Source organism: Amycolatopsis sp., from assembly GCF_035546795.1.
Taxonomy (GTDB): Bacteria; Actinomycetota; Actinomycetes; order Mycobacteriales; family Pseudonocardiaceae; genus Amycolatopsis_E.
Map to the genome: position 1 here is coordinate 15901 of NZ_DASZWC010000046.1, position 25126 is coordinate 41026.

17 protein-coding genes and 1 pseudogene are annotated in these 25126 nt (G+C 70.9%); 8 read left to right on the forward strand and 10 right to left on the reverse strand.

Annotated elements, in window-relative coordinates; translation table 11 throughout:
- Positions 1-10: 10 nt before the first annotated feature.
- Genes VHD82_RS25145 through VHD82_RS25170 form a run of 6 tightly spaced genes read left to right on the forward strand, consistent with a single transcriptional unit; the run spans position 11 to position 12572 of the window.
- Positions 11-5839 carry a polyketide synthase gene (locus VHD82_RS25145; RefSeq protein WP_325708773.1) on the forward strand — a complete coding sequence of 1943 codons (5829 nt, stop codon included), beginning with the start codon at positions 11-13 and terminating at the stop codon, positions 5837-5839.
- A complete protein-coding gene (locus VHD82_RS25150) occupies positions 5836-7587 on the forward strand; it encodes a beta-ketoacyl synthase (RefSeq protein ID WP_325708776.1) in 1752 nt (583 codons plus the stop codon). Before VHD82_RS25145 ends, VHD82_RS25150 begins: the two co-directional genes overlap by 4 nt.
- The gene (locus VHD82_RS25155) at positions 7581-9098 is read left to right on the forward strand and encodes a PfaD family polyunsaturated fatty acid/polyketide biosynthesis protein (protein WP_325708778.1); all 1518 of its coding nucleotides are present in this window, start codon (positions 7581-7583) and stop codon (positions 9096-9098) included. The genes VHD82_RS25150 and VHD82_RS25155 overlap by 7 nt, the downstream gene beginning before the upstream one ends.
- Positions 9095-10756 carry an acetyl-CoA carboxylase, carboxyltransferase subunit beta gene (gene accD, locus VHD82_RS25160; protein WP_325708781.1) on the forward strand — a complete coding sequence of 554 codons (1662 nt, stop codon included), beginning with the start codon at positions 9095-9097 and terminating at the stop codon, positions 10754-10756. Before VHD82_RS25155 ends, accD begins: the two co-directional genes overlap by 4 nt.
- Positions 10753-11211, forward strand: a complete 459-nt coding sequence (locus VHD82_RS25165) for an acetyl-CoA carboxylase biotin carboxyl carrier protein subunit (RefSeq protein ID WP_325708784.1) — start codon at positions 10753-10755, stop codon at positions 11209-11211. The genes accD and VHD82_RS25165 overlap by 4 nt, the downstream gene beginning before the upstream one ends.
- A complete protein-coding gene (locus VHD82_RS25170) occupies positions 11208-12572 on the forward strand; it encodes an acetyl-CoA carboxylase biotin carboxylase subunit (protein ID WP_325708787.1) in 1365 nt (454 codons plus the stop codon). The genes VHD82_RS25165 and VHD82_RS25170 overlap by 4 nt, the downstream gene beginning before the upstream one ends.
- Before the next feature lie 169 nt (positions 12573-12741).
- Here the strand turns inward: VHD82_RS25170 and VHD82_RS25175 are convergent, their stop codons facing one another.
- From VHD82_RS25175 to VHD82_RS25190, 4 genes are read right to left on the reverse strand one after another with little or no spacing between them, the layout of a single operon-like run.
- Positions 12742-13551, reverse strand: a complete 810-nt coding sequence (locus tag VHD82_RS25175) for a carbohydrate ABC transporter permease (protein WP_325708791.1) — start codon at positions 13549-13551, stop codon at positions 12742-12744.
- A gap of 14 nt (positions 13552-13565) precedes the next feature.
- Positions 13566-14507 (reverse strand): sugar ABC transporter permease, encoded by a 942-nt coding sequence (locus VHD82_RS25180; RefSeq protein ID WP_325708794.1) that lies wholly within the window; start codon positions 14505-14507, stop codon positions 13566-13568.
- Positions 14504-15874, reverse strand: a complete 1371-nt coding sequence (locus tag VHD82_RS25185) for an ABC transporter substrate-binding protein (protein ID WP_325708797.1) — start codon at positions 15872-15874, stop codon at positions 14504-14506. Before VHD82_RS25185 ends, VHD82_RS25180 begins: the two co-directional genes overlap by 4 nt.
- Positions 15871-16983, reverse strand: a complete 1113-nt coding sequence (locus tag VHD82_RS25190) for an ABC transporter ATP-binding protein (RefSeq protein WP_325708801.1) — start codon at positions 16981-16983, stop codon at positions 15871-15873. Before VHD82_RS25190 ends, VHD82_RS25185 begins: the two co-directional genes overlap by 4 nt.
- 276 nt (positions 16984-17259) lie before the next feature.
- Between VHD82_RS25190 and VHD82_RS25195 the strand changes: the two are divergent.
- Positions 17260-18441 (forward strand): annotated as a pseudogene (locus VHD82_RS25195) (MFS transporter); the annotation flags it as partial.
- Between the two features lie 101 nt (positions 18442-18542).
- Here the strand turns inward: VHD82_RS25195 and VHD82_RS36895 are convergent.
- The 6 genes from VHD82_RS36895 to VHD82_RS25220 are packed head-to-tail and all read right to left on the reverse strand — an operon-like array spanning position 18543 to position 24061.
- Positions 18543-19385 carry an SCO6745 family protein gene (locus VHD82_RS36895; protein ID WP_414637577.1) on the reverse strand — a complete coding sequence of 281 codons (843 nt, stop codon included), beginning with the start codon at positions 19383-19385 and terminating at the stop codon, positions 18543-18545.
- Positions 19382-20428, reverse strand: a complete 1047-nt coding sequence (locus VHD82_RS25200; RefSeq protein WP_325708809.1) for a MalY/PatB family protein — start codon at positions 20426-20428, stop codon at positions 19382-19384. The genes VHD82_RS36895 and VHD82_RS25200 overlap by 4 nt, the downstream gene beginning before the upstream one ends.
- Positions 20425-21513 (reverse strand): amidohydrolase family protein, encoded by a 1089-nt coding sequence (locus VHD82_RS25205; protein WP_325708812.1) that lies wholly within the window; start codon positions 21511-21513, stop codon positions 20425-20427. The genes VHD82_RS25200 and VHD82_RS25205 overlap by 4 nt, the downstream gene beginning before the upstream one ends.
- The gene (locus tag VHD82_RS25210) at positions 21510-22379 is read right to left on the reverse strand and encodes an alpha/beta fold hydrolase (RefSeq protein ID WP_325708815.1); all 870 of its coding nucleotides are present in this window, start codon (positions 22377-22379) and stop codon (positions 21510-21512) included. The genes VHD82_RS25205 and VHD82_RS25210 overlap by 4 nt, the downstream gene beginning before the upstream one ends.
- 11 nt (positions 22380-22390) lie before the next feature.
- Entirely contained in the window at positions 22391-22891 is a 501-nt protein-coding gene (locus VHD82_RS25215) for a DUF4442 domain-containing protein (RefSeq protein WP_325708818.1), read from the reverse strand.
- A 12-nt stretch (positions 22892-22903) separates the two neighbouring features.
- Positions 22904-24061, reverse strand: a complete 1158-nt coding sequence (locus tag VHD82_RS25220; RefSeq protein ID WP_325708820.1) for an acyl-CoA dehydrogenase family protein — start codon at positions 24059-24061, stop codon at positions 22904-22906.
- Between the two features lie 139 nt (positions 24062-24200).
- On the opposite strand from VHD82_RS25220, the gene VHD82_RS25225 reads away from it, so the two are divergent.
- Entirely contained in the window at positions 24201-25100 is a 900-nt protein-coding gene (locus tag VHD82_RS25225) for a PDR/VanB family oxidoreductase (protein WP_325708823.1), read from the forward strand.
- Positions 25101-25126: the final 26 nt, after the last annotated feature.

The following is a 25126-nucleotide window of genomic DNA, read 5'->3' on the forward strand; positions in this document are numbered from 1 at the left end:
AGGGAAGAAAGTGACCGAGGACCGCCGGCTGGCGCGCAATCCGATCGCGATCGTGGGGATGTCGGGGCTGTTCCCGATGGCCCGCAACCACCGGGAGTACTGGCAGAACATCGTCGATGGCACCGACTGCACCGAGGACGTGCCGGCGTCTCACTGGAGCCTCGACGACTACTACGACGCCGACCCGGCCGCCCCCGACAAGACGTACTCGCGGCGCGGAGCGTTCCTGCCCGACGTCGCCTTCGACCCGCTGGAGTTCGGCCTGCCGCCCAACCAGCTCGAGGTCACCAGCACGATGCAGACGCTGAGCCTCGGCGTCGCGCGGGACGTGCTGCGCGACGCGGGCGCGGAGGGGGAGTGGTACGACCCGCAGCGCACCGGTGTCGTGCTGGGCACGACGGGGCCGGTGCCACTGATGCATCCGCTCGCCGCGCGGCTGTCCACCCCGGTACTCAAGGAGGTCGTGCGCAGCTGTGGCCTGTCCGGCGAGGACGCCGAGGCGATCGCGGACAAGTACGTGCAGGCGTTCGCGCCGTGGGAGGAGAACTCGTTTCCCGGTTTGCTCGCCAACGTGGTCGCCGGGCGGGTGGCCAACCGGCTCGGCCTCGGCGGGATGAACTCCACCGTGGACGCCGCGTGCGCGGCCTCGCTTTCGGCTGTGCGCACCGCGATCGCGGAGCTGGTGGACGGCCGCGCGGACACGATGATCACCGGTGGCGTGGACACCGAGAACACCATCTTCATCTACCTGTGCTTCAGCAAGGTCGGCGCGCTGTCCAAGAGCGGCCGGATCCGGCCCTTCGACGATGACGCCGACGGGACCCTGCTCGGTGAGGGCATCGGCATGCTGGCGCTGCGCAGGCTGGCCGACGCCGAGCGCGACGGGAACCGGATCTACGCTGTCATCCGCGGCCTCGGTTCGTCCAGCGACGGACGGTCGAAGAGCATCTACGCCCCGCGCGCCGAAGGACAGCGGGTGGCGCTGGAGCGCGCCTACGAAGACGCCGAGTGTTCCCCGGCTTCGGTGGAACTGTTCGAGGCGCACGCGACCGGCACCGCTGTCGGTGACAAGACGGAACTGACCGCGCTGGGCGAGGTGCTGAGCGAAGCCGGGGCCGAACGGCACAGTGCGGCGCTGGGCAGCGTCAAGTCACAGATCGGGCACACCAAGGGCGCGGCGGGGACGGCGAGCCTGATGAAGCTCGCGCTCGGGCTCTACCACAAGGTCCTGCCGCCGACCATCAACGTCGAGCGGCCCAACCACGCCGTCGATTTCGCCGAAGGGCCCTACTACGTCAACGTGAAGACCCGGCCGTGGGTCCGTGACCCGGAGCGGCCCGTGCGGCGGGCCGCGGCCTCGGCGATGGGCTTCGGCGGCACGAACTTCCATCTGGTGCTGGAGGAACACGACCACGGCCCGGTCCTGCATCGCACGGCGCGCGTGCACCTGTGGCACGCTCCGGACGCGGCCGCGTTGCTGGAGCTGCTGAAGTCCGGCGCACCTTCGACCGACGGCGCCGACATCCCCGCCGGGCATGCGCGGGTGGGTTTCGTTGCCACGGATGACGAAGCCGAGCTGCGGGAGCTGGCGATCGCGCAGCTTTCGTCCATCGAGGACGAGTGGTCGCACCCGCGCGGGATCCACTTCCGCCGCCGCGCGCTGCCGGATCTGAAGGTCGGCGCGCTGTTCGCGGGGCAGGGTAGCCAGTACCTCGACATGGGCCTGGAGGCCGTGCTCAACAACCCGCGTGTGGCGGACACCCTCGACGAGGCGAACGCCGCGTTCGCCGGTGCCGGGCGACGGCTGGCGCAGGCGATGTTCCCGCCGCCGGTCTTCGACGCGGAGCAGCGCCAGGAACAGGAGGCGGCCTTGCGCCGCACCGACTACGCCCAGCCCGCGATCGGCGCGCTGTCGGCCGGGCAGTTCCGGTTCCTGCGGGAGCTGGGCCTGGACTGCGCGGGCTACCTGGGGCACAGCTTCGGTGAGCTGACCGCGCTGTGGGCGTCGGGCGCACTGTCCGATGTGGACTTCTTCCGGCTGTCCCGGGCCCGTGGCCAGGCGATGGCGCCGACGGGCGCGGACGCCGGCACGATGGCGGCGATCGGCGCCGGGCGCGAACAGGTGGCGGAGATCCTCGCCGACTTCCCGGACGTGGTGGTGTGCAACCACAACGCGCCGGACCAGGTGGTCGTCGGCGGTGGCACGGACGAGGTCGCGCGGGTGATCGAAGCGTGCACGGCGCGCGGTCTGACCGCGCGACAGCTGCCGGTCGCCGCCGCGTTTCACACCAAGTACGTGGGACATGCCGTCGAGGCGTTCCGGCCGACCGTCGAGTCGGTCCACATCGGAGCGCCGGACGCCCCGGTGTACGCGAATTCACCCGGCGCTTCCTACGGTGCCGACACTGTCGCGAATGGACAGACGCTCATCGGTCAGTTGCTGGAGCCGGTCGAGTTCGTCGCCGCGCTGGAGGCGATGCGGGACTCCGGCTGCACGGTATTCGTGGAGTTCGGGCCGAAGCAGGTGCTGACTTCGCTGGTCCGCCGGACGCTGGGTGACGACGTCGTGGCCATCCCCACCGATGGCGGTCCGCTCGGCGACAGCGACGTGACACTGAAGCAGGCCGCGCTGCGGCTCGCGGTGCTGGGCGCGCCACTGACGGGGATCAACCGGTACGACGCGCCGGCGACAGAAGTCCCGCGGCCCAAGGGGCACGAGGTGATCTTGTCCGCGCCGGAGTACGTGCCCGCGGAGCGGCGGGCGGCTTATCAGGAAGCTTTGAACGGAGGATATCGCGTGGCTCTGCCCGAACAGCCCGTTACGCCGCCCGCGCCGCTCGTGCCCGCGGCGCCCGCCGCGGTCGCGAACGGTGCGGTGACGAATGGTGCGGTGACGAACGGTGCGGTGCCGCGCCGGCCGGAAGGCGCGCTGCAGCAGCACCTCGCCGTGCACACGGAGTACCTCGAAGGCCAGTTGCGAGTCGCCGAGCAACTGGCCGCCGCGATCCGGCACGGGGATGTCGACGCCCCGCTCGCGCAGGCCGTGACCGCCGTGAAGGACCAGAGCGTGGTCATCAGCCAGGCGCACACCCGGGCGAACGAGATCCTGGCCGCACTGGCGGAACTCGAACTGGGCGGGACGGGTTCGTTCGCCGCTCCTGCCCCGGCGTTCGCGCCGTCCGCACCCGCGCCGGTGCCACCGGCCGCGCCGGTTCCGCCGGCGCCCCCGGTCTCCGGCGTGGACGCCGAGCTGCAGGCGCTGATCAGCACCCCGGCCCCGGTGCCGCCCACCCCGGTCGCGACGGGCCTTCGTGAGGTGTTGCTGGAGGTGGTGGCGGAGAAGACCGGTTATCCGGTCGAGATGGTGGATCCGTCGATGGATCTGGAGGCGGATCTGGGTGTGGATTCGATCAAGCGGGTTCAGGTTCTGGGTGCGGTGCAGGAGCGTTTTCCGGATCTGCCGGATATCGGCCCGGAGCAGCTGGGTGAGTTGCGCACCCTCGACCAGATCCTGACCTACCTCGAGGGCGCGGGTGATGCGGACCCAAAAGCGCCTGAGGCCGGGGCGGCCGCGCCCCGGCACAAGGTCGAGCTCGTCGCGCTCCCGGGCATAGACCGCCTCGCCCAGCCCTACCGGCCGGAGCCCGTGGCGGCGGTGTTCGGCGGCGATGACGCCCTCGCCACCGCGCTGGAACGGCGTGGCTGGACCGTGCACCGCGACGACATCCCCGAGCCGGTCGACCTCTGCCTCGTCGCGCTCGAAGCCGACGCCGACTGGGCGGTCAGCACGCAGCGTCTCGCCGACACCATCCTCATCGCCAAGCGCGCCCTGCCCGCGCTCGCCGGCGGCGCCGGCACCCGCAAGGCGTTCGTCACCCTCACCAGGCTCGACGGTGAACTGGGCTGGCGCGGTACCCGCGAACCGGGCGAGGCGCTCGTCGGCGGGGTCGGCGGGCTGGTGAAAACCCTGGCGGCGGAAGCATCTTCGCTGTTCTGCCGGGCCATCGACCTCGACCCGGGCCTCCCGGACGGCGCCTTCCTCGACGAGCTGTACGACGCCGCCACCGACACTCTCGAAGTCGGCGTGGACGCCGAGGGCAACCGGTGCACGGTCGTGCCCAGCAGGCACGCACCCGCGCAGGAAACGTCCATTGTGGACGAGCCGGCGCAGGTGGAGCTCGGGCCCGGCGAACTGCTCGTCGTCAGCGGCGGCGGGCGCGGCGTCACCGCGCTGTGTGTGCGCGCGCTCGCCGAACGCAGCTCGGCCGAATTCCTTCTGCTGGGCCGCACGGCGCTCACCCCGGAGCCCGAGTGGGCCACCGGCGCGACCGACCTCAAGGCAGCGGTCATCGCGAGCATGACCCGCCCGACGCCCCGTGAAGTCGAGCGCGTCTACCGGGATTTGCTGGCGCAGCGGGAAATCCGCGAGACACTGGCCGCGCTCGGCAGTCGCGCCCGGTACCTCTCCGTCGACGTCACCGATGTCGTGGCGGTGGAGGAGGCGCTGGCCGGGTACCGGGTGACCGGCTTCGTGCACGGCGCCGGGGTGCTCGCCGACGCGCTGCTCCCCGACAAGACCCCGGAACAGATCGGACGGGTGTTCGCCGCGAAACTCACCGGCGCGCAGGCGGTCCTGTCCGCACTCGACGACGTTCCGCTGCGGCACCTGCTGTTCTTCACCTCCGTCGCCGGACTGCTCGGCAACTCCGGCCAGGCCGACTACGCGACGGCGAACGAGGCCTTGTGCCGGGTCGCCGCCAGCTGGAAGGCCCGGCATCCCGAAGCCCACGTCACCGCGATCGACTGGGGCGCCTGGGACGGCGGCATGGTCACCCCCGAGCTGCGCGAACTGTTCGCCGCCCGCGGTGTCCCGCTGCTCGACCCGGCGGACGGTACCCGCGCCTTCACCGAACAGTTCACCGCCGAGCATCGCGAGGAAACCTGCGTGCTCGTCGGCGCGGACGTGTCGCTGGCGGAGCACCATCTCACGCCGCGACCCGCCTTCACCGCGTACCGGAGCCTCGGCGATCTGGCCGGTGACCCGGTGATCCAGGCGCACCGGATCGGCGGTCACGCGGTGCTGCCCGCTACCTTCGGGCTCGGCTGGCTGATCAACGTGCTGGAACGCGCCCATCCCGGACGGCAGGTGACCGAGGTGCGCGATTACCAGGTGCACAAGGGAATCCTGTTCGACGGCGAGCTGCCAGGGGACCTGCGGGTGGTGGCGGAGGCCGGTATCGCGGAAGGCGGGACGGTCACCGTGCGAGCCGCGGTGCGTTCGGGCGAAAGCACTTCGCACTACGCGGCGACCTTCGTCCTCGGCGTGCCGAAGGACGCTCCGCGGACCGGCCGGTTCACTCTCGGCGCCGGTGCGGACGCCCTGGAGATCTACCGCCAGGCGACCCAGTTCCACGGTCCGCGCTTGCAGGGTATACGGCGGATTCTCGAACGCACCGAAGGGCGACTCGTACTCGAATGCCGTCTCGCCGACGAGCCGGTGGCGGACGGCGCGTTCGGCGGCGGGTTGCACAGCCCGGTGCTCGCGGATCTGCTGCTGCAGGGGCCACCGGTGCTTGGCAAGGAACTCCTCGGCGGCGCCTGCCTGCCACTCGGCATCGCGCACGCCGAGTACTTCGCCCAGCTGCCCGACGACGCGCCGTTCGTGCTCGTGCTCGACGACGTGGCGCAGGCCGCCGGCACGGTGACGGTGACCGCCACGGCCAGCGATGGTGAAGGCCATGTGCTGCAACGGTTCGCGGGCGTGACCGTGGTGTCCACCCCGGACATGACGGAGAAGTTCGCCGAAGCCGTCCGCGGCTGGCTGGAGGAGACGGAATGACGATCGTGGAATTCGTCGGCGAACCCCTGGACCTCGTCGCGCCCGAACCAGTTACCCACAACGGAAACCCGGTTCGTGAGATCCGGGAAGCCTTGGCGGAGGCGCACATCAGTGCGCTGCGGGCGCAGACGGCGCTTCAGCTGCGGACGCTGGACCGGCGGTCGGTCGCCGTCGCCGGGCAGGCGGCCGAAGAAGGCGCTTTCAAACCGCCGGCCCGCACCGGCGTGACCGAACTCGGCCACGCGCTGCTCGCCCGGCTGGCGGAGGGAGACATCGCCGGGGTCTTCGGCGCGGCCTACGACCAGCAGGGCGCCAACCCGGACATCCGCCTGGCGGCACAGGTTCTGACGTCGGCCAAGCTGCGTCGGCAGGGCATCACCGCGAGCTACCACGGCGGCTACGCCGAAGCCGCCGCCGAGGCCGCCCGGCTGTTCGCGCTCTACCTCGGCCTGCACCTGTGCTTCGTCGACGCGACGCTGGTCACCGAAGGCCGGATCGAGGGCGACGGCGAACTGGCACTGGAGTTCGTCGCGGCCGATCTCGTGCCCCGGCCCTGGGTGCGTCTCGCCGCGGGCGGGCAGGAAATCACCGTCACCGTAAAGGAAAAGCCCGGCACCCCGATCGGCCCGGAGCGCGGCGGGGACGTGCCATGGCTGGGCCGCAAGGGCGCGCTGCTCAGCGAGTTCCACATGGCGCACCTCTCCCGGGGTGACCAGGGCATCGCGATGGGGCCCGAGTTCGCGCACTACACCGGGCAGAAGGCGACCAGGCTGCCGGCCGGCGGGCTGCTGCTGGTCGACCGGGTCGTCGACATCCAGGGCCGGCGCGGCAAGCTCGACCACGCCACCTACGAGACGGAGTACGACTCGCCCGCGGACTCCTGGTACTACCGGGACACGGCGAACGAGTCGATGCCCAACTTCGTCTACATGGAGACTTCCCTGCAGGCAGCACTGCTGGTCGGCTACTACCTCGGCCCGACACTGTCCACTCCGGACCGGACGATGAGCCTGCGCAACCTCGGCGGCACCGCGACCGTGCTGCGCGAGGTGGACCTGCGGGACAAGACGATCCGCCAGCGTTCGGAACTGCTGTCCACCACGATCCTGCCCGGCTCGTCACTGCAGAACTTCGCCTACACGCTTTCCGCCGACGGCGAACCGTTCTACCGCGGTGAGACGATGTTCGGCTATTTCAGCGACGAAGCGCTGGCCAACCAGACGGGCCTCGACGCCGGGAGGTCGGTACCGACGTGGCTGGCCGGAAACCCGGGTCCGACACGGCGGCTGAGTATTCCGCCGAGCGGCAAGCTGACCCTGCTCGACCACGTGGACGTCGTCGACGGCGGTGGCGTCTACGGCCAGGGCTACCTGCACTCGGTCCGCCGGATCGACCCGGCCGACTGGTTCTTCGCCCGGCATTTCCACCTGGACCCGGTGATCCCCGGCTCGCTCGGGGTGGAGTCGGTGCTGCAGGCGATGCAGGCCTGGCTGCTCGACGCCGGGCACGGGCTCACCGAGCCGGGGTTCGTCGTGCCGGCCGGTGACCCGTTCAGCTGGAAGTACCGCGGCCAGTTCCTGCCCGCCGACGGCGAATGCGTCCTGGAGGTGCACATCAAGGAGGTCCGCCGCGGGCCGGGCCGGGTGCGGGTGATCGGCGACGCCAGCCTGTGGAAGCCCGGGCTGCGGATCTACGAGCTGACCGACGTGGCGGTCGAACTCCGGGAGCGGGGTGCGCGGCCGTGGTGACGACCGAACTGTCGCGTTTGGACCGGTCGCTGTACGTGATCCGGGGTGCGCAGGGCGTCGCGATGACCACCGACGAGGCGCGGGCACGCCAGGCACAGGTGCTCACGGCGGTGCCCGCGTTGCGACCGGAATCCTTGGGGGACAGCGAGTTCCGGGAGGAACACGGAGTCTCCTACGCCTATCACGCCGGGGCGATGGCCAATGGGATCGCCTCGGCACGGATGGTCGTCGCGCTGGCGCAGGCGGGTTATCTGGCCTCCTACGGCGCGGCCGGTGTCGTCCCGGCCCGCATCGACGAGGCCCTGTCCACGATCCGTCGTGAGGCGCCAGGGAAACCGTTCGCCTGCAACCTGATCCACAGTCCGAGCGAGCCCGCGCTGGAAAAGGCGATCGTGGACGCCTGCCTGCGCCACGATGTCCGCTGCGTCGAGGCCTCGGCCTTCCTCGATTTGACCCCACAGGTCGTGCGCTACCGGCTCAAGGGACTGACCGCCACGGGCGCCCGGCACAAGGTGATCGCGAAGGTCTCGCGCGGCGAAGTCGCCGAGCACTTCCTGCGCCCGGCGCCCGACCGTCTCATCAGGACACTCCTGGACACCGGGGAGATCACCCCGGAACAGGCCGAGCTCGGCCGCCGGACCCCGATGGCCGACGACATCACCGCCGAGGCCGACTCGGGCGGCCACACCGACAACCGGCCGCTGATCGTGCTGCTGCCCGAGGTGATCGCACTCCGCGACCGCGTGCAGCGCGAACTCGGGTACGCCAAGCCGGTCCGGATCGGCGCGGCCGGCGGGATCGGCACCCCGGTGGCGGCCGCGGCCGCCTTCACCCTCGGAGCTTCCTACGTCGTGACCGGCTCGGTGAACCAGGCCTCGGTGGAGGCCGATCAGTCCGGCGCCGCGAAGCGGCTGCTCGCCTCGGCCGGGGTGGCGGACACGGAGATGGCGCCGTCGGCCGACATGTTCGAAATGGGCGTGCACGTCCAGGTGCTCAAACGCGGCACCATGTTCGCGGGCCGGGCCAAGCGGCTCTACGAAACCTATCGCGCGTACGACGGGCTCGACTCGGTGCCCGCGGCCGAACGCGCCGAACTGGAGAAACGGATCTTCCAGCGCCCGCTGGAGGACGTGTGGACCGACTGCGTGCGCTTCTTCACCGAACGCGACCCGGCGCAGATCGCCCGCGCCGAGGGCAGCCCGAAACGTCGCATGGCGCTGGTTTTCCGTTGGTACCTCGGGCTTTCCTCGGGGTGGAGCATCGGCGGGGTGCCCGAGCGCGCCGGGGACTACCAGATCTGGTGCGGTCCCGCGATGGGCGCGTTCAACACCTGGGTCACCGGCACCCACCTCGCCGCGCCCGCGAACCGGTACGTCGCGGAGATCGCCGCGCAGCTGATGCGTGGTGCCGCTTACACCGCACGGGTCGCCCAGCTGCGGCTCGCCGGGGTACGGCTGCCCGCCACGGTGGCGGCCTACGTGCCCGGCCCACCCTCAGGAGGAGCACGATGAGCACCGATTGGCTGATCTGCGGTTCATGCCGCGTCATGCTCTACGGAAAGCGCTTCCAGCGCGCCGGCCGAGTCTGCCCGGAATGCGGCCGGCATGCGCCGCTGACCGCCCCGCAACGGCTGGAAAGCCTGCTCGACACCGGATCCGCCCGGCCGATCGAGCTGGACATCGCCGAGCACGACCCGCTGGAGTTCACCGACACCAAGCCCTACCGCGACCGGCTCGCCGACTCGCGCGCCCGCACCGGGCTCGACGAGGCCGTGCTGTGCGCCCGCGGCCGGATCGGCGGCAACCCGGTGGTCGTCGCCGCGATGGACTTCCGGTTCCTCGGCGGCAGCCTCGGCGCGAACGTCGGTGAGGCCGTCACCCGCGCCGCCGAGGTCGCCCTGCAGGAACGGACACCGTTGCTGCTGGTCACCGCGTCGGGCGGGGCGCGGATGCAGGAGGGCATCGTCTCGCTGATGCAGATGGCCAAGACGAGCCAGGCGCTGGACCAGCTCGACGAGGCCGGCATCCTGACCGTCTCGCTGGTCACCGATCCGACGTTCGGCGGGGTGGCCGCATCGTATGCGACCTCCACCGACGTGATCATCGCCGAACCCGGGGCGCGGCTGGGGTTCGCCGGGCCGCGGGTGATCGAACAGACCATCAAGCAGACCCTGCCGCCCGGGTTCCAGACCGCGGAGTTCCTGCTGGAGCACGGCGTGGTCGACATGATCAAACCGCGCGCGGAGCTGCGGACCGCGCTGGCGAAGCTGCTGTCGGTCGCCAGCCGCGCGCCGGAGGGCGTGCCGCACCAGCCGGTGCCGGGCGCGCTGCTCACCGACCCGGCCCAGCTGCCGGAGCGGGACCCGTGGGAGTGCGTGCGCGCCGCGCGGCAGCTCGATCGTCCCTCCACATTGGACTACATCGCGCTGCTGATCGAGGACTTCAACGAGCTGCACGGCGACCGGGTGTCCGCCGACTGCCCCGCGCTGGTCGCCGGGCTGGGCCGGCTCGAGGGTGTGCCGGTGGTGGTGATCGGGACGCAGAAGGGGCACACCGCGGCGGAACTGTCCGCGCGCAACTACGGGATGCCCAGCCCCGCCGGTTACCGCAAGGCGGCGCGGGTGATGCGACTGGCCGCGAAACTCGGCCTGCCGGTGATCACCCTGGTCGACACGGCCGGCGCGTACCCGGGGATCGAGGCCGAGCGGCAAGGGCAGTCGGTCGCGATCGCGGAGAACCTCAAACTGATGGCCGGGCTGCCGGTGCCGGTGGTCGCGGTGGTCACCGGTGAGGGCGGCAGCGGGGGAGCGCTCGCGCTCGCCTTCGCCGACCGGGTGCTCATGTGCGCCGACGCGGTCTACTCGGTGATCAGCGCCGAAGGCTGTGCCGCGATCCTGTGGAAGGACCCGGCCGCCGCCCCCAAGGCCGCCGCCGCGCTGCGGGTGGACTCCCGTTCGCTGCTGAGCCTGCGGGTGGTCGACGGGGTCGTCCCCGACCACGGCGGTGATCACCTGGCCGCGGCCGGTGCCCTGCGCGATGCGCTGACCAGCACGCTGGCGGAACTCTTGCCGCTGGACCAGATGAACCTCGTGACCGGCCGCCGGGCGCGGTTCCGCCGGTTCGGCAAACCCGTTGTGACGATGGACGAATCCAAGGAGGGCGCGCGATGAGCGCGGCGATCAACGAGGATGTGGACCACGTGCTGACCGTGCTGCGCGAGCAGGTGCTCGCGTTGTGCGCGGAGGCCAGCAGGGCACCGAGCCTGGTGCGGGTCAGCACCAGGGACATGGTGGTCGAGGTCGAGTGGACCGGCGATGCGCTCCCGGTGCTGCCCGCGGCGCCCTCGATCGCCGCCGCCGAGCCCGTTGCCGACCAGGCTGCCGGAACTTTTCCCTTGTGCGCCGGCACCGTCGGCGTGTTCTACCGGGCGCCCGAGCCGGGCGCGGCGCCCTTCGTGGCCGAGGGCGACACGATCCGCCCCGGTCAGCAGGTCGCGATCCTCGAGGCGATGAAGCTGATGATCCCGGTCGAGGCCGACCGCGCGGGCCGGGTCGTGGAGGTGCTCGTCGAGGACGGTACCGCGGTCGAGCACGGGCAGCCGCTGTTGCTCTTGGCAGCCGCATGATCGACTCGGTGCTGGTCGCCAACCGGGGCGAGATCGCGGTGCGGGTCGTGCGCACCTGCTGGGAACTGGGCATCCGCTCGATCGCGGCACACTCCAGTGTGGACGCCGAATCGGCCGCCGTGCGGCTGGCCGACGACTCGATCCAGCTGGGTCCCGGTCCGGCGAAGGAGAGCTATCTCAACATCCCGGCCGTGATCGAGGCGGCCCGGGCCCGCGGCGCCGAGGCGATCCATCCCGGATATGGCTTCCTCTCGGAGAACGCGGACTTCGCGGAAGTGTGCGAGGACGAGGGCTTTGTCTTCATCGGCCCGCCCGCCTCGGTGATGGCACGCCTTGGCGACAAGTCGAGCGCGCGGGCGATCATGTCCGACGCGGGTTTGCCGCTGTTGCCCGGAAGCCGTGATCCGATTGGCAGTGCGGAGGAAGCGTTCGCGCTGGCGGGAGAGATCGGCTACCCGCTGATCGTGAAGGCCGTCGCGGGCGGTGGTGGTCGCGGGATGCGCGTGGTCCGCTCGGATGCCGAATTCCCGCGCGCCTGGGCCGAGACCCGGGCGAACGCACAGGCAGTCTTCGGCGACGGCCGGTTGTACGTGGAACGGTATCTGGAGTCTGCCCGGCATGTGGAAATCCAGGTGCTGGCGGACAAACACGGCAACGTCGTGCACCTCGGCGCGCGGGACTGCTCGCTGCAGCGGCGGCACCAGAAGCTGGTCGAGGAGTCACCCGCGCCCGAACTGCCCGCGGAGTTGCTGGCGGAGATGGGCGAGGCCGCGGTCCGCGGTGCGAAGGCGGCGGGATACGTCGGAGCGGGGACGTTCGAGTTCCTGGTCGACGGGCATGGCGGGTTCTATTTCATGGAGGTCAACTGCCGCCTGCAGGTCGAGCATCCGGTGACCGAGATGGTGACCGGCCTGGACCTGGTGCGCGAGCAGATCCGGATCGCTTCCGGCGAGCCGCTCGGCTTCGCGCAGGAGGACGTGCGGGTGTCCGGGGTGGCGATCGAATGCCGCATCAACGCCGAGGACCCGTCGCGGAACTTTGCCCCCGCCCCAGGCCTGCTGGCCGAATGCGATCTACCGGCCGGCCCGTTCACCCGCGTGGACACACACGCCTTCCGCGGTTACCGTGTCCCGCCGCTTTACGACTCGTTGCTGGCAAAGGTGATCGTCTGGGCACCGGACCGCCCCGCCGCGATCGCCCGCATGCGCCGCGCACTCGCCGAAATCCGCCTTTCCGGCCCCGGCCTCGCCACGACGCGGGACTTCCTCAGCGACATCCTCGATCACCCCCGTTTCCGAGAAGCCACCCACGACACAACGCTGATCGAGCAGCTTCCGGAAGCCGTTCCCCCGGCGGCCTAGCTCTGCCACTCTGCTCACATCCGGCCGCCCGGCAACGCGAAGCGAGCCGCCCCACGCCGCCACCGAACCGATCCCTGAGGTGCTGGGAGGGAACAGCAAAGCAAGAGAGCCCTCGCCGGGCGGGCAGGCGACGGGACGACCACCGACTCGGCGGGAAAGGCGACTACCCTCACCTCAACCCGGACCGCACGAAGGCGTTCACGATATGCCGCTGCAGCACGAGATACAGCGCGAACACCGGCAGGCAGGCCAGCCCCGCGACCGCCATCAGCGGACCCCAGTCGTTCCCCTCGGTGCCCATGAAGCTGCGCAACCCCAGCTGCAGCACGGCGTTGTTCCGCTGCAGCACCATCGCCGGCCAGAAGTACTCGTTCCACGCGTTGACGAAAAGCAGGATCGTCAGCGCGGCGAGCGCGGGGCGCAGGTTCGGGACCACGACGGTCCACAGCGTTGCCCACGACGAGCGTCCGTCCATTTTGGACGCCTCCAGTAGCTCTTTCGGGAAACCGTCGAGGTGCTGGCGCAGCATGAGCACCCCGAGTGCCGAGCACAGGTTCGGGATGATCACCCCGGCCAGCGTGTTGAGCAGGCCGAGCTGGAACAACAGCACGTAGTTGGGCAGCATGGTGACCTGGAACGGCACCAGCCACGTGCCGACGAAGGCCAGGAACAGCAGGCGCTGCAAGGGAAAACGCCAGGCCGCGAACGCGTAGGCGGCCAGCAGCCCGGTGAGCAGCTGGCCGAGCGCGGTCAGCAGGGCGACGAGCATCGTGTTGCCCAGCAACCCGAGTACGTCGACCTTGCCCGCCGCGTCCGCGTAGTTGCCGAGGGAAAGCGGCCACGGCAGCGGCCGGAGCGAGAGTACCTCGCCCGGCCGCCGCAGTGACGTGGCGTAGAGCCAGTAGATCGGGAACACGCACAGCACGCCCAGCACGGCGAGCACCACGTGCCCCCGCACCGTCTGCCACCGTTCGCTCACGCTGGTCCGTCTCCTCAGTTGTCGTGGAAGGTCAGGCGTTCCGAGAGCCAGACCAGGATCGCCGCCACCACGCCGAAACCGGCGAAGAGCAGCATCCCGGCGGCGGCCCCGAGGCCCGCGTCATAACTGTGGAAGCTGAAGTCCCACAACAGGTAGTAGACGTTCGTGGTGGCATCGGCCGGACCGCCCTGGGTGAGTGTGTCGATCAGCGGGAACGTCCACTGCGCCGACAGGAGCACGGTCATCAGTGTCAGGAACACCAGCGTCGGCGACAGCAGCGGCAACGTGATCCACCGGGTGATCTGCCACCGCGACGCCCCGTCCAGCTCCGCCGCTTCCGCGTAGTCGCCATTGATGTTCGCCAGGCCGGCGGACACCACCAGCACCGCGAAGCCCACCAGATGCCAGCCGGTGATCAGCACGATGGCCGGCTGCGCGGTGCCGATCTCGTGCAGCCAGTTCACCGACGTGCCCAGCGCCCGGTTCACCGCGCCCGCCCCAGGGTCCAGCAGCCACTGCCACACCGCGGCGCTCGCGACCGGCGCCACCAGCATCGGCGCGAAGATCAGCGCCTGGTACACACTGCGCGAACGGCCCCGGATCCGTCGGCTCAGCAGGCCCGCCGCCACCGGGATCACGATGGTGAAGGGCAGCAGCCCGGCGATGACGAACAGCGTCCGCGACACCGACTGGCCGAGTGCGGGCAGTTCCAGCAGGCGCTGGTAGTTCGCCAGTCCCACCGGCGTCGCGGGCTGCGTCGGCAGCAGGTTCCACGAGTAGAACGAAAGCTGCGCCGTCTGCGCCAGCGGCCGGTAGGTCCAGATCACCAGCAGCGCCAGCGCGGGCGCGAGGTAGAGGTACGGCGGCGCGGCCCGCAAGAGCCGCACCGGCAGCGATGGTTTCGCCACGCGGGGCACCACCACCGCCACCGGTGCGGGGATCTCGACGAACGTCACTTGCCGCCGCCGGGCATCAGCGGGTTCGCCTGGTTCTTCGCCGCGGTGAGCGTCGCCTGCGGGTCGGCGCCCTGGTAGACGGACTTCTCGACGGCGTCCATCATCCCGTCCCGGATCTGCAGATAGCTGGTTCCGGGGAAGGAGGTCCACGGCTCCATCCGGGCCAGCTGGTCCACGTTCGGCTTGATCATCGGGTTCTTCGCCGCCCACGCCTGCAGGCCGGCCGGGTCGCCGAGCAGCCCGGTGCGCAGCGGCAGGTAGCCGATCTTGCTGGCGATCGTGGTGTAGGCGTCCTCGCTGGTGAGGAACTTGATCAGCTCCCAGCCCGCCCGCTGTTTGGCCGGGTCGTTGGAGAACACGAACAGCGACGCGCCCGAGTTGGTGGGTACGGTCGGCTTGCCGTCGAAGCTGGGCATCTCCGCGGCACGCAGGTCCCATTTGTCCTTGGCGCCCTTGGTGAACGTGGCCTGGATCGCGCTGGTCTCCAGGATCATCCCCAGGTCGCCACGGGCGAACTCCTCGTAGCCCTGCTGCTGGGTCAGCTTCGGCGTGCTGCCGGTGTTCACCATGTTCTGCGCCATCTTCACGACGTCCACGTTGGTGGCGTCGTCGAAGGTGAGGGTCTTGCGGTCCTCGGAAAGCACGCGGCCGCCGTCGGAACGCACCAGGCTCTGATAGCACCAGTCCTTCGCCGTCTTCGTCAGGCAGTCCAGGTACACGCCGTCCTTGTGCGCGGTGTTCTTGATCGCCTGCGCGTCCTGCTGCACCTCCGCCCAAGTCGTGGGTGGCTTCGCCGGGTCGAGGCCGGCCTGCTGGAACAGGGTGGCGTTGTAGTAGAGCACCGGGGTGGAGAACACGAACGGCACCCCGTAGGTCTTACCGCCCCAGTCGCCGAGGGTGCGGGCGGTCGGGGCGTAGGGGTACTTCGCACCGTCGAAGTTGGCCTGCACGGCGTCCTTGCCGACGAGGTCGTCGAGCGGTTTCGCGCCGAGGCCGTGGATGGTGAAGTCGAGGTCGCTGAACCCGAGCTGCGCGACGTCGGGCGGGCTGCCGGCGGCCATCTGCGCCTGGACCGAGGACACCGTGTCGGTGGCCGGGTTCGGGCTGTTGCCCTGCGGTTTCTGGGCCTTCACGTGAATGTTGGGGTGGGCGGCCTGGAACTTGCCGATCAGCTCGTTGAAGGTGTCGGTCCAGGCGCCGGCCTGGCCGAAGTTGTAGCTCTCGAACACGATCGACACCTGCTGGTCCGCGGCCAGCTCGGGCGCGCGGGCGACGGTGCCGGTCTCCCCGGCGCTCGAACCGCCGACGCCGCAGGCCGAAGCCGTCAGCGCGGTGACGGCCGCGAGCGCGGCTACTGTCCTTTTCATACCTGGAACTCCTTTGCGGGGGCGGGGGAAAGGGTGGGCGCCCACAGCAGCCGGCGGCCGGTGGCGCGGTGGAACAGGTGTACGTGCGCCGGCGTGGTGGACAGGCTGACGGTCTGCCCGGTGGCGAGGCCGAGCGGGCGGGGCCCGCGAACGCACACGCGGGCGCCGCCGACGGTGCAGTGCGCGACCTCCTCGCTGCCGAGGTTTTCCAGCAGCCGCACCACTGCGAGCAGGTCGCGGCGCTTGCCGCCGAGCCGCAGGTGCTCGGGCCGGATGCCGAGGGTGACCTCGGTGTCCGGGACGTCGCCGGTGAGGTCGAGCGGAACCTCCACTTCGGACGAAACCGCGAAGAGCGAGCCACCGCGGCTGACGATCGTCGCGGGCAGCAGGTTCATCGGCGGGGCGCCGAGGAAGCTCGCGACGAACTCCGACGCGGGTTCGTCGTAGACCTGGGCCGGGGTGCCGACCTGTTCGAGTTTTCCGTTGTTCAGCAACGCGATCCGGGTGGCCATGGTCATCGCCTCGACCTGGTCGTGGGTGACGTAGACGAAGGTGGAGCCGAGCCTCGAGTGCAGCTCGGTGAGCTCGGAGCGGGTCGCGGTACGCAGCTTGGCGTCCAGATTGGACAGTGGCTCGTCCATCAGGAAGGCACCGGGGTCACGCACCAGCGCCCGGCCGAGCGCCACCCGCTGCCGCTGGCCGCCGGACAGTTCCCGCGGCCTGCGGGCCAGGAGATCCGTCAGGCCGAGGACGTTCGCGACCTCGTCGACCTTGCCGCGCACCTGGGCCTTCGAGCGCCCTCGGGCGCGCAGCGGGAAGCCGATGTTGCGGGCGACCGAAAGATGCGGGTAGAGCGCGTAGCTCTGGAAAACCATGGCGAGGTCACGCTCACGCGGCGGCAGGTGCGTGATGTCCTTGCCGTCCAGGCTGATCCGGCCCGCGGTGAGCGGGGCCAGCCCCGCGATGGCGCGCAGCAGGGTCGACTTGCCGCAGCCGCTCGGGCCGAGCAGCACCAGGAACTCGCCGTCGCCGATGTCGAGACTCACCTCGTCCACCGCCGCGAGGTGGCCGAACCGTTTGGTCGCCCCTTCGAGCTGAATCCGGCTCACCGATTTTCCTCCTGGTTTTCCCTTGATCACTCCGACGCCGGGATCACACCATCGCGGGATGTATCGCAGGTGAACGGGCGGACACGGGTGAAACCGGTAAAACCGCTGATCAGAGCCGCGAACAGGGACTATCGAAATACTTTGGGCTTCGATCGGCGCGGCAAATCACCGGCGGCCATCGGAAGTGCCGATCGGTCGAAAAGAATCGCGCTCGTGGTCAGCGGCGACCGGGTCCGCCACGGTTAGCGTGAATCGGTGACCTCGCGCCCCCGGCTCGTGCTGACCCTGGTCTGTGCCGCGACTTTCCTGGTGTACCTGGACACCAGCATCACCCCGGTCGCGATCCCCGCCATCGACGCCGATCTCGGTGCCGCCACGACGGCCGCCCAATGGCTGCTCGACGCGTACACCCTCGCGTTCGCCTGCCTGCTGCTGAGCGCGGGCTCGTTCGGCGACCGGCTCGGCCGCAAGAGGGTGCTTCTGCTCGGCACCACGGGGTTCACACTCGCCTCCGTGGCCTGCGCGCTCGCGCCGGACATCGGCTTCCTCATCGGGGCCCGCGCCGCGCAAGGGGTGTGTGCCGCGGCTGTAGTGCCGTTGTCGCTCGCCGTGACGTCGGCGCTGTTCCCGGACGCCCGCCGGCGCGCGACGGCCATCGGCGTGTGGGGCGGCACCAGCGGGGTCGCGCTCGCGCTCGGCCCGTTGCTCGGCGGGGTGCTGGTGCAGGCGGCCGGCTGGCGGAGCATGTTCTGGCTCAACCTGCCGATCGGGCTCGCCGCCGTCTTGGGTCTACTGTGGACAATGCCACGGCAGGCGCCTTCCGGCGGGCGCCGCCCGGACTTCGCCGGCCAGACGTTGTTCATCCTCGGCGGTTCGGCGCTCACGTTCGCGCTCATCGAAGGCCGCTCCTACGGCTGGGGTTCGGTGCCGATTCTCGCGCTGCTGGCCGGGGGAGTGCTGGCGCTGGTGGCTTTCGCAGGGTGGGAGCTGCGCGCGGCGGAGCCGATGCTGCCGCCCCGCCTGCTGCGGGTGCCCGCGGTCGCGATCGCCTGCGCGGTCAACTTCCTTGGGCTGTTCGGGCTTTACGCCGTGCTCTACCTGGTGACGGTGTACCTGCAGGACGAGCTCGGCCTGTCCGCGCTGGGCACCGGGCTCCGGTTCCTCGCCTTGTTCGGCTTCCTTGGCGTGACGGCGATCTTCGCGTCCGCGGTCGTGGCGCGGCTGGGCACCCGGCGCACGATGGTGTCCGGGCTGGTGTGCATCACGGTCGGACTGGCCGGGTTGACGCTGCTGGAAACCGGGGTGCCGTATCCGGGCTATGGCTGGGCTTTCGTGCTGCTGGGCGTCGGGATCCCGTTGTCCGGCGGGGTGGTCGCGATCCAGGCGATGATGGGCGCGGTCCCGCCGGCGCTGGGCGGCACGGCGTCCGGCACGATGAACACGTTCCGTCAGTTCGGCGCGGTGTTCGGGGTGGCACTGGCCGGAATCCTGCCCTCGCCGGCGGTCACCTTCCTCGTCGCCGCAGCAGGTGCGCTGCTGGGCGTCGTGGTGGTGCTGGTTCAGCGAGGCGGCCAGGAGAAGCCGACAGGGTTGGGCACCGGGACTGCGCCTGCCGCCATGACCGCGTCGGCCAGCGGGCGCAGCAGCGAAACGAACTCCTCGGTGGCGGCGTCGCCGAGCGCGGAGTAGGGGCGCCGGGCCAGCCGGTCGGTGGTCTGCTCGATCTCCTCGGCGGCGGCCCGCCCAGCCCGGGTGAGCGAGCCATCGGCGCCGAGCCAGCCGCGCGCGGTAAGCGCTTCCCGGGCCGTTTTCCACGCCGTCTCGTCCCATTTGTGGTAGCGCTTGGACTGCGATTCAGGCGCGCGCCCGGCCGCGTCGGCCAGGACATGCGCGGCGCACGGGTCGACGTCGGCGCCGATCAGCGCCGCGATATGCCCGTCGCCGCGATATTCGCGCATGGTGGTCAGCGCCTGCCACAACGCCGGCCGTGGTCCGGACGGCTCGGGCAGTGCGGCGTTGGCGGCCGCCAGCGCCCGCCCACAGTTTTGCACGGCCGACGCCGCGGACCGGGCGAGGTGGAGGAGTCGGCGCGGCACCTCTGGCAGCAGGCGCGCCAGCGCAAGGTCCACGGCTTCGAGCCGCGCGTCCAGGAACCGTTGTGGCGCGGCGTGTTCCCACAGTCCCGGCACCGAACCCGAAACCATCGACGGCGCGAGGTGGTAGCAGACGGCCGTGGCCGCGCTCGCCGAGACGCGCCCCAGTGGGGCCACGCGGCAGCCGAAGTACGTCATCCACGGGTTCGGCAGGGCGAACCCGGCGGTGGCCGCGGCGGTTTCCGGCGCGTAGTACAGCACGGCGTGCACGGGCTCGGCGACCTGCCACGCGAGGCGGACGAGGTTCACAGCGCCTCCAGCATCCGGTCGGTGATCCGGGCCAGTACCCCGGCGTCAGTGGCGAAGTTGAGGCGCGCGAACCCCGGCGCCCGGTACGGCGCCCCGGAACTGAGCGCGACTTTGGCTTCGCGCAGGAAGAATCCCGCCGGATCCTCGGGCAGGCCACGGAAATCGAGCCACGCCAGGTAGGTGCCCTCCGGCGTGCGCGGCAGGAACTCACCCAGCCGCGAGGCCAGGTACCGGCGGTTGACGTCCAGCTCCGCGACGACACCGGCCAGCCAATCCCGGCCGGAGCGGTAGGCGGCGGTGTTGGCGATGATGCCCAGCGAGCTCGCGCCCCAGGTCCGCAGCGTCGGCAGCGCGGCCCAGACCGGCTCGTCGGCCGGGGAAACGATCGCCTGCGCGCATTTGAGCCCGGCCAGGTTCCAGCCTTTCGAGGCCGATACGACGGTCACGGTATGGGCCGCGGCCTCGTCGGACACGGCCGCGTAGGGGACATGGCGGTGGCCGGGATACACGATCGGCGCGTGCACCTCGTCCGCGACCACCCTGGCGCCGTACCGGTCGACAAGGTGGGAAAGCGCTTTCAGGTCATCGGCCGCCGCGACCGTCCCCAGTGGATTGTTCGGGTTGCACAACACCACCGTGCGTGCTCCGGCCGCCAGCGCGCCCTCGATCCGGCCGAGGTCCATCGGCACTTCGACGACCGGCCGCCGGCATTGGCGCACCACGTCGAACAGCGGGGGATAGGCCGGCGTCGGCACCACCACGGGGCTGCCTTCCGGCGAGTGCAGGGCGATGCCGAGCTCGACGCCCTTCAGCACGTCCGGCAGCACGTGCACCTGGGAGGCCCGCCAGCCATGGGCGTCCCACAGCCACTGCGCGCAGGCCTCGGCGAGATCTGCCTTCGCGGCATCGGTGCTGTAGCCGAACAAGCCGCGTTCGACGGCTTCCCGGACGGCGGCGGTGATCGCGGGTGCCACCGGGAAGTCCATCTCCGCCACCCACGCGGGCAGCACTTCGGGCGGGTACCTGCTCCATTTGAGGCTCACCTGATCTCGCGTCCCCGCGCCACCACGAGCAGTGGCCGCCCACCGGAGGAGATCACCAGGTCCGCGTCCTTGCCCGGCAGCAGGCTGCCGGTCCGGCCGTCGATCCCGAGCGCCTTCGCCGAGTCGATCGTCGCTGACCGCAGCACTTCGCCGGGTGTGAACCCGTACCCGGCCATCGCCTTGAGCCCGTCACCGAACCCGGCGTGCGGGGTGCCGACGACCCCGGCGTCCGTGCCGGCGATGAACCGGACACCCCGGGCCCGCATGTCGGCGATCACCCGTCGCCGCGGGCCCGCGAACGCTGGGATCGCCGCCAGCTGCGGGTTGAAGGTGGCGCAGACCGGGATCCCGGCCGCCGCGATCGCGTCGGCGATCCTGGGCGAGTAGCCGCCGGACCCGTCCTCGGTCTGCCAGGTGCAATGCTCGAGGGTGTCGACGCCGCAGTCGACTGCGAGCGCGATTCCCCCGGTGCCGTGCGCGTGGGCCGCCACGGGCAGCCCGAGCGCGTGCGCTTCGTCGACCGCGGCGGCCAGTTCCGCCCGGTCGAACTGTGTCCGCCACGCGCGGGAGCCCTCGGTGGTGTGCCCGCCGGTCACCATGACCTTGATCCAGTCCGCGCCGGCTTCCTGGTTCTCCCGGACCAGCTTCCGCAGCTCACCGGCGCCCCGGCCTTCGCCGCCGAGGTACCAGCAGTGCCCGCCGGGCGGGGTCAGTGGCCGGGTGGCCAGCAACAGCCGTGGCGCGTCGAGCGACTCGCGCAGCGCGATGTCGAGGAACCCGCGTGAACCCAGATCCCGCGCCGTGGTGACGCCGGCCGAGAGCAGGGCCTTCGCGGCCTGCCGCATCGACTCCAGCAGCTCCGCGTCCGAGGCCGCGCGGAGCGTGGCGACCGGATCGCCGCCACCGTCGAAACCGAGGTGGACGTGTGCGTCGATGAACCCGGGATGCAGGGTCGCGCCGGGAAAGTCCACTCGCGACGGTCGTTCGTCGAGACCGGTGATCACGCCACCCTCGACCAGCACGCCGCCCGGCGTCAGGACGCGGCCGTCACCGACGAACACCCGTCCCGCCGTGTAGCGCTTCACGCCGGCGGCTTGCCCTCGGTCAGCCAGGCGGCGACCGCGGGCGCGATGACGTCGCTGTCCTTGATCCACTCGAAGTGATCCCGGTGCGCGACCCCGGAGTCGGCCCCGATATGCCAGCCGGCCGGCTTCGCCGCCGGGATCCTGGTGCCCAGGAAGTCCACATTGGACTTCGGGCCCAGGGTGTCGGAGTCGAGCGAGATCAGCAGCACCGGCAGATCCAGCGCCTTGAGCAGCACGTTGTAGTTCCGCTTGGTGCCGCGCGGCGAGTACCGGCCGGTGCGGGAATGCCGGGCCCAGTCGGTCATCACGCCACCCGCCATCGCGCCGGGGATCAGCACACCGCCGGGCCACCAGCCCTTGAAGCGCGCCACGAGACCGATCCACTGGATCTTCCACAACGCCTCGACCCACCGGCGCGGGCCGAAAGCACGCCAGAACACCGTGCCCGTCCCGATCGTCGCCACGGCGGCGATCTGGTCCCGGTGCGCGCTCGCATACAACAGCGCCACCTGCCCGCCGAGGCTGTGGCCGAACAAGTACAGCGGTACGCCAGGGAAACGCTCGCGAAGCGCGGCCACGATCGCCGGCATGTCGACCTCGATCAGCTCGCGGTACCCGAAGTCGGGGCCTTCACGCAGCGCGGGCCCGCTTTCGCCCTGCGCCCGCAGATCAACGGTCGCGGCGGACAGCCCGGCGGCCCGCAGCGCCTTGGCCAGTGGCAGGTAGAACTTCGCCTTGAGCGCCATGGCCGGCAGCAGCAGCACGATCGGCGCCGTCGGATTCTGGTGCGGCAGCAGGCGAATCACGAAGGAAGCGCCGTCGCCGGTTTGCACGGCCAGTGATTCGAGCGAGGAGAACTCCGACATCCGGGTGCCTCTCAGGAGGTGGTGCAGACGTACTCGAAGCTGAATTTCGCCACCAGCACCCCGGCCTCGTCGTAGAGGTGTGCGCGACCGTCCAGATCGAAGCGACCGCCGGTGCCGGCCAGTACCGCGCTCGCGTCGCGCTCGTTGACGGTGGCGACCGCCCGGATCCGGCCGGTCGCGGGCTTGCGGAAGGCCGAGCCGGCGGTGCGCAGCACGAGCAGATCCACAGTGGACAGTCGAGGCGCGACGGCGCCGACGAAGGCGCAGGCGCCCGCGATGTCGGCGGCGAGGAACTGCGCCCCGGCGTGCACCGTGTTCAGGTGGTTGCGCAGGTGCGGTTCGTCCGGGATCTCCGCGACGGCGCGCTCCGGGGCGATCTCGGTGATCTCGATCCCGGCGTGGTTGCCGAAGGGCACCAGCGTGGACGAGATCTCGCGGAGCTTGCCGTAGTCCGGAGCGCCGGTCACGGCCGCGGCGAACGCGGCGGAGAACGAAAGCGTGGTGTCTGTCATGGGTTCTTCCCCTCAGCGGTGGGCGCGCAGCACACGCCGCGCGATGGACCAGCGGAGCACCTCGGACGGCCCCTCGTAGATGCGGAACGCCCTGGCCTCGACCAGAAAACGGGCCACCAGGTGATCCTCGGTGACCCCGAGCGCCCCGTGCAGCTGGACAGCGCGGTCCAGCACCCGCCAGACGGCTTCGGACACGAAGGTCTTCGCCACCGACGCGAAATGCCGGGCCGCGGAACTCGCCGCGCCGTCGGTGTCGATCGCGGTGGCGGCACGCAGGATCAGCCCGCGCGAGGCTTCGATGTCGATCTCGTTGTCGGCCAGCTGCGCCTGCGCCATGCCGTGGTCACCGATGCGCGCGCCGAACGCCTCCCGCCCGGACACGTGCCGCGCGGTCAGTTCCTGCGCGCGCACGGCGAGCCCGAGCCAGTTCATGCAGAAAGTCAGCCGCGAGGGGGCGAGCCGGACCTGCGCGTACTCCATGCCCTGGCCGACTTCGCCGAGCACCGCCTCGTCCGGCACGAAGCAGTCGGTGAAGGTGACCTCGCAGTGCCCGCCCGGCGCGCTGGTGTGGTCCAGCGTCGGCATCCGGCGGCCCACCTCGAACCCGGGGTTGCCCTTGTCCACCAGGAACATCGTCGGCCCGTCCTCGGTGCGTGCGATGCAGATGACGAACGCGGCACCGTCGGCCCCGGTGGTGAAATGCTTGGCGCCGTTGATGATCCAGCCGTCGGGCACCTCCTCGGCGGTGGTCCGCAACATGCTCGGATCCGAACCGGCACCCGGCGCGGGTTCGGTCATCGCGATCGCGGAGCGCACCTCGCCGGAGGCCAGCGGCGCGAGATAACGCTGCGCCTGCGCGGCGTTGGCGGCGTGCGCCAGCAGGTGGATGTTGCCGTCGTCGGGTGCCCAGCAGTTCAGCGCGAGCGGGCCGATCAGGCTGGTGCCCGCGGCCTCCAGCACCGGTGCCTGCCCGCGGGTGTCCAGCCCCAGCCCGCCGTACCGCACTGGCGACAACGGCCCGAACACCCCGGCGTCCTTGGCCGCCTTCTGCAGCTCCAGGCGCAGCGCGTCGTCCATCGGGCGGCTGTCGGCGACGATCTCCCGTTCGACCGGGATGACCTGTTCGGTGACGAAACGGCGGGTACGGTCGGCGAGTTCTCGCGTGTCCATGCGATCAGTTTCGGCCCGGCACCTGCGCCGCCACCGGTTCATTGGGAAAGCCAATCGGGCGAGTCGAATACCGGCGCGCCCCGCGCATCGGTGGCGGTTTTCGCGACGCTGGAAGGCGTTTCGGGACGAGGAGGAACGCGTGCACACCGTCCGGGTTACGGCGAAAACCATACTGGCCGAAGATGTGGTGGCCATCGAGCTGACCGGAGCCGGCCTGCCGTCGTGGGCCCCGGGCGCACACGTCGACGTGGAGGTCCGGCCCGGGCTCGTGCGCCAGTACTCGTTGTGCGGGGACCCGGGTGCACGCGACCGCTGGCGGATCGCCGTGCTGCGGGAGGAATCCGGCCGCGGCGGCTCGCTGCACCTGCACGACACCGTGACCGAGGGCATGACATTGAACGTCGGTGAACCGCGCAACAATTTCCCGCTGAAGCCGTCGCCGGAGTACGTGTTCGTGGCGGGCGGGATCGGGATCACGCCGTTGCTGCCGATGCTGCGCGCGGCCGACGCCGCGGGCGCGCGGTGGCGGCTGTACTACGGCGGGCGGCGGCGGTCCCGGATGGCCTTCCTCGATGAACTGGCAGGCTACGGCGACCGCGTGCACGTGCTGCCCGAGGACGAGCAAGGTTTGCTGCCGCTGCGGGAAATCTTCGCCGCCGGTACCGCGCCGGTCTACTGCTGCGGCCCCGAGCCCCTGCTGGCCGCGGCCGAACGCGTGTGCCCGCCGGACCGGCTGCGGGTCGAACGTTTCCACGCCAGGGACCAGACCGGGCCCACCACCGGGTTCGTGGTGTCGGTTTCCGGGCGGACCATCGACGTCGGGCCGGGGGAGTCCCTTTTGGACGCGCTGGACGCGGCCGGGATCCCGATGCCCTCGTCCTGCCGCGAGGGCACCTGCGGCAGCTGCGAGACCGCGGTGCTGGCGGGCGAGGTGGACCATCGGGACTCCGTACTTTCCGAACAGGAACGGGCGGACGGCCGGACCATGATGGTGTGTGTCTCGCGCGCCCGCTCCGGGCGGCTCGTGCTGGACCTCTGAAGACGCGATAGGCGCCGCCAATCGAT

What these genes read in the sequence shown, in the direction of transcription:
- VHD82_RS25150 (WP_325708776.1), top strand. Translation starts at nt 5,836, where the DNA reads ATGACGATCGTGGAATTCGTCGGCGAACCCCTGGACCTCGTCGCGCCC.
- accD (WP_325708781.1), top strand. Translation starts at nt 9,095, where the DNA reads ATGAGCACCGATTGGCTGATCTGCGGTTCATGCCGCGTCATGCTCTAC.
- VHD82_RS25165 (WP_325708784.1), top strand. Translation starts at nt 10,753, where the DNA reads ATGAGCGCGGCGATCAACGAGGATGTGGACCACGTGCTGACCGTGCTG.
- VHD82_RS25170 (WP_325708787.1), top strand. Translation starts at nt 11,208, where the DNA reads ATGATCGACTCGGTGCTGGTCGCCAACCGGGGCGAGATCGCGGTGCGG.
- VHD82_RS25185 (WP_325708797.1), bottom strand. Translation starts at nt 15,874, where the DNA reads ATGAAAAGGACAGTAGCCGCGCTCGCGGCCGTCACCGCGCTGACGGCT.
- VHD82_RS25210 (WP_325708815.1), bottom strand. Translation starts at nt 22,379, where the DNA reads ATGTCGGAGTTCTCCTCGCTCGAATCACTGGCCGTGCAAACCGGCGAC.
- VHD82_RS25215 (WP_325708818.1), bottom strand. Translation starts at nt 22,891, where the DNA reads ATGACAGACACCACGCTTTCGTTCTCCGCCGCGTTCGCCGCGGCCGTG.
- VHD82_RS25220 (WP_325708820.1), bottom strand. Translation starts at nt 24,061, where the DNA reads ATGGACACGCGAGAACTCGCCGACCGTACCCGCCGTTTCGTCACCGAA.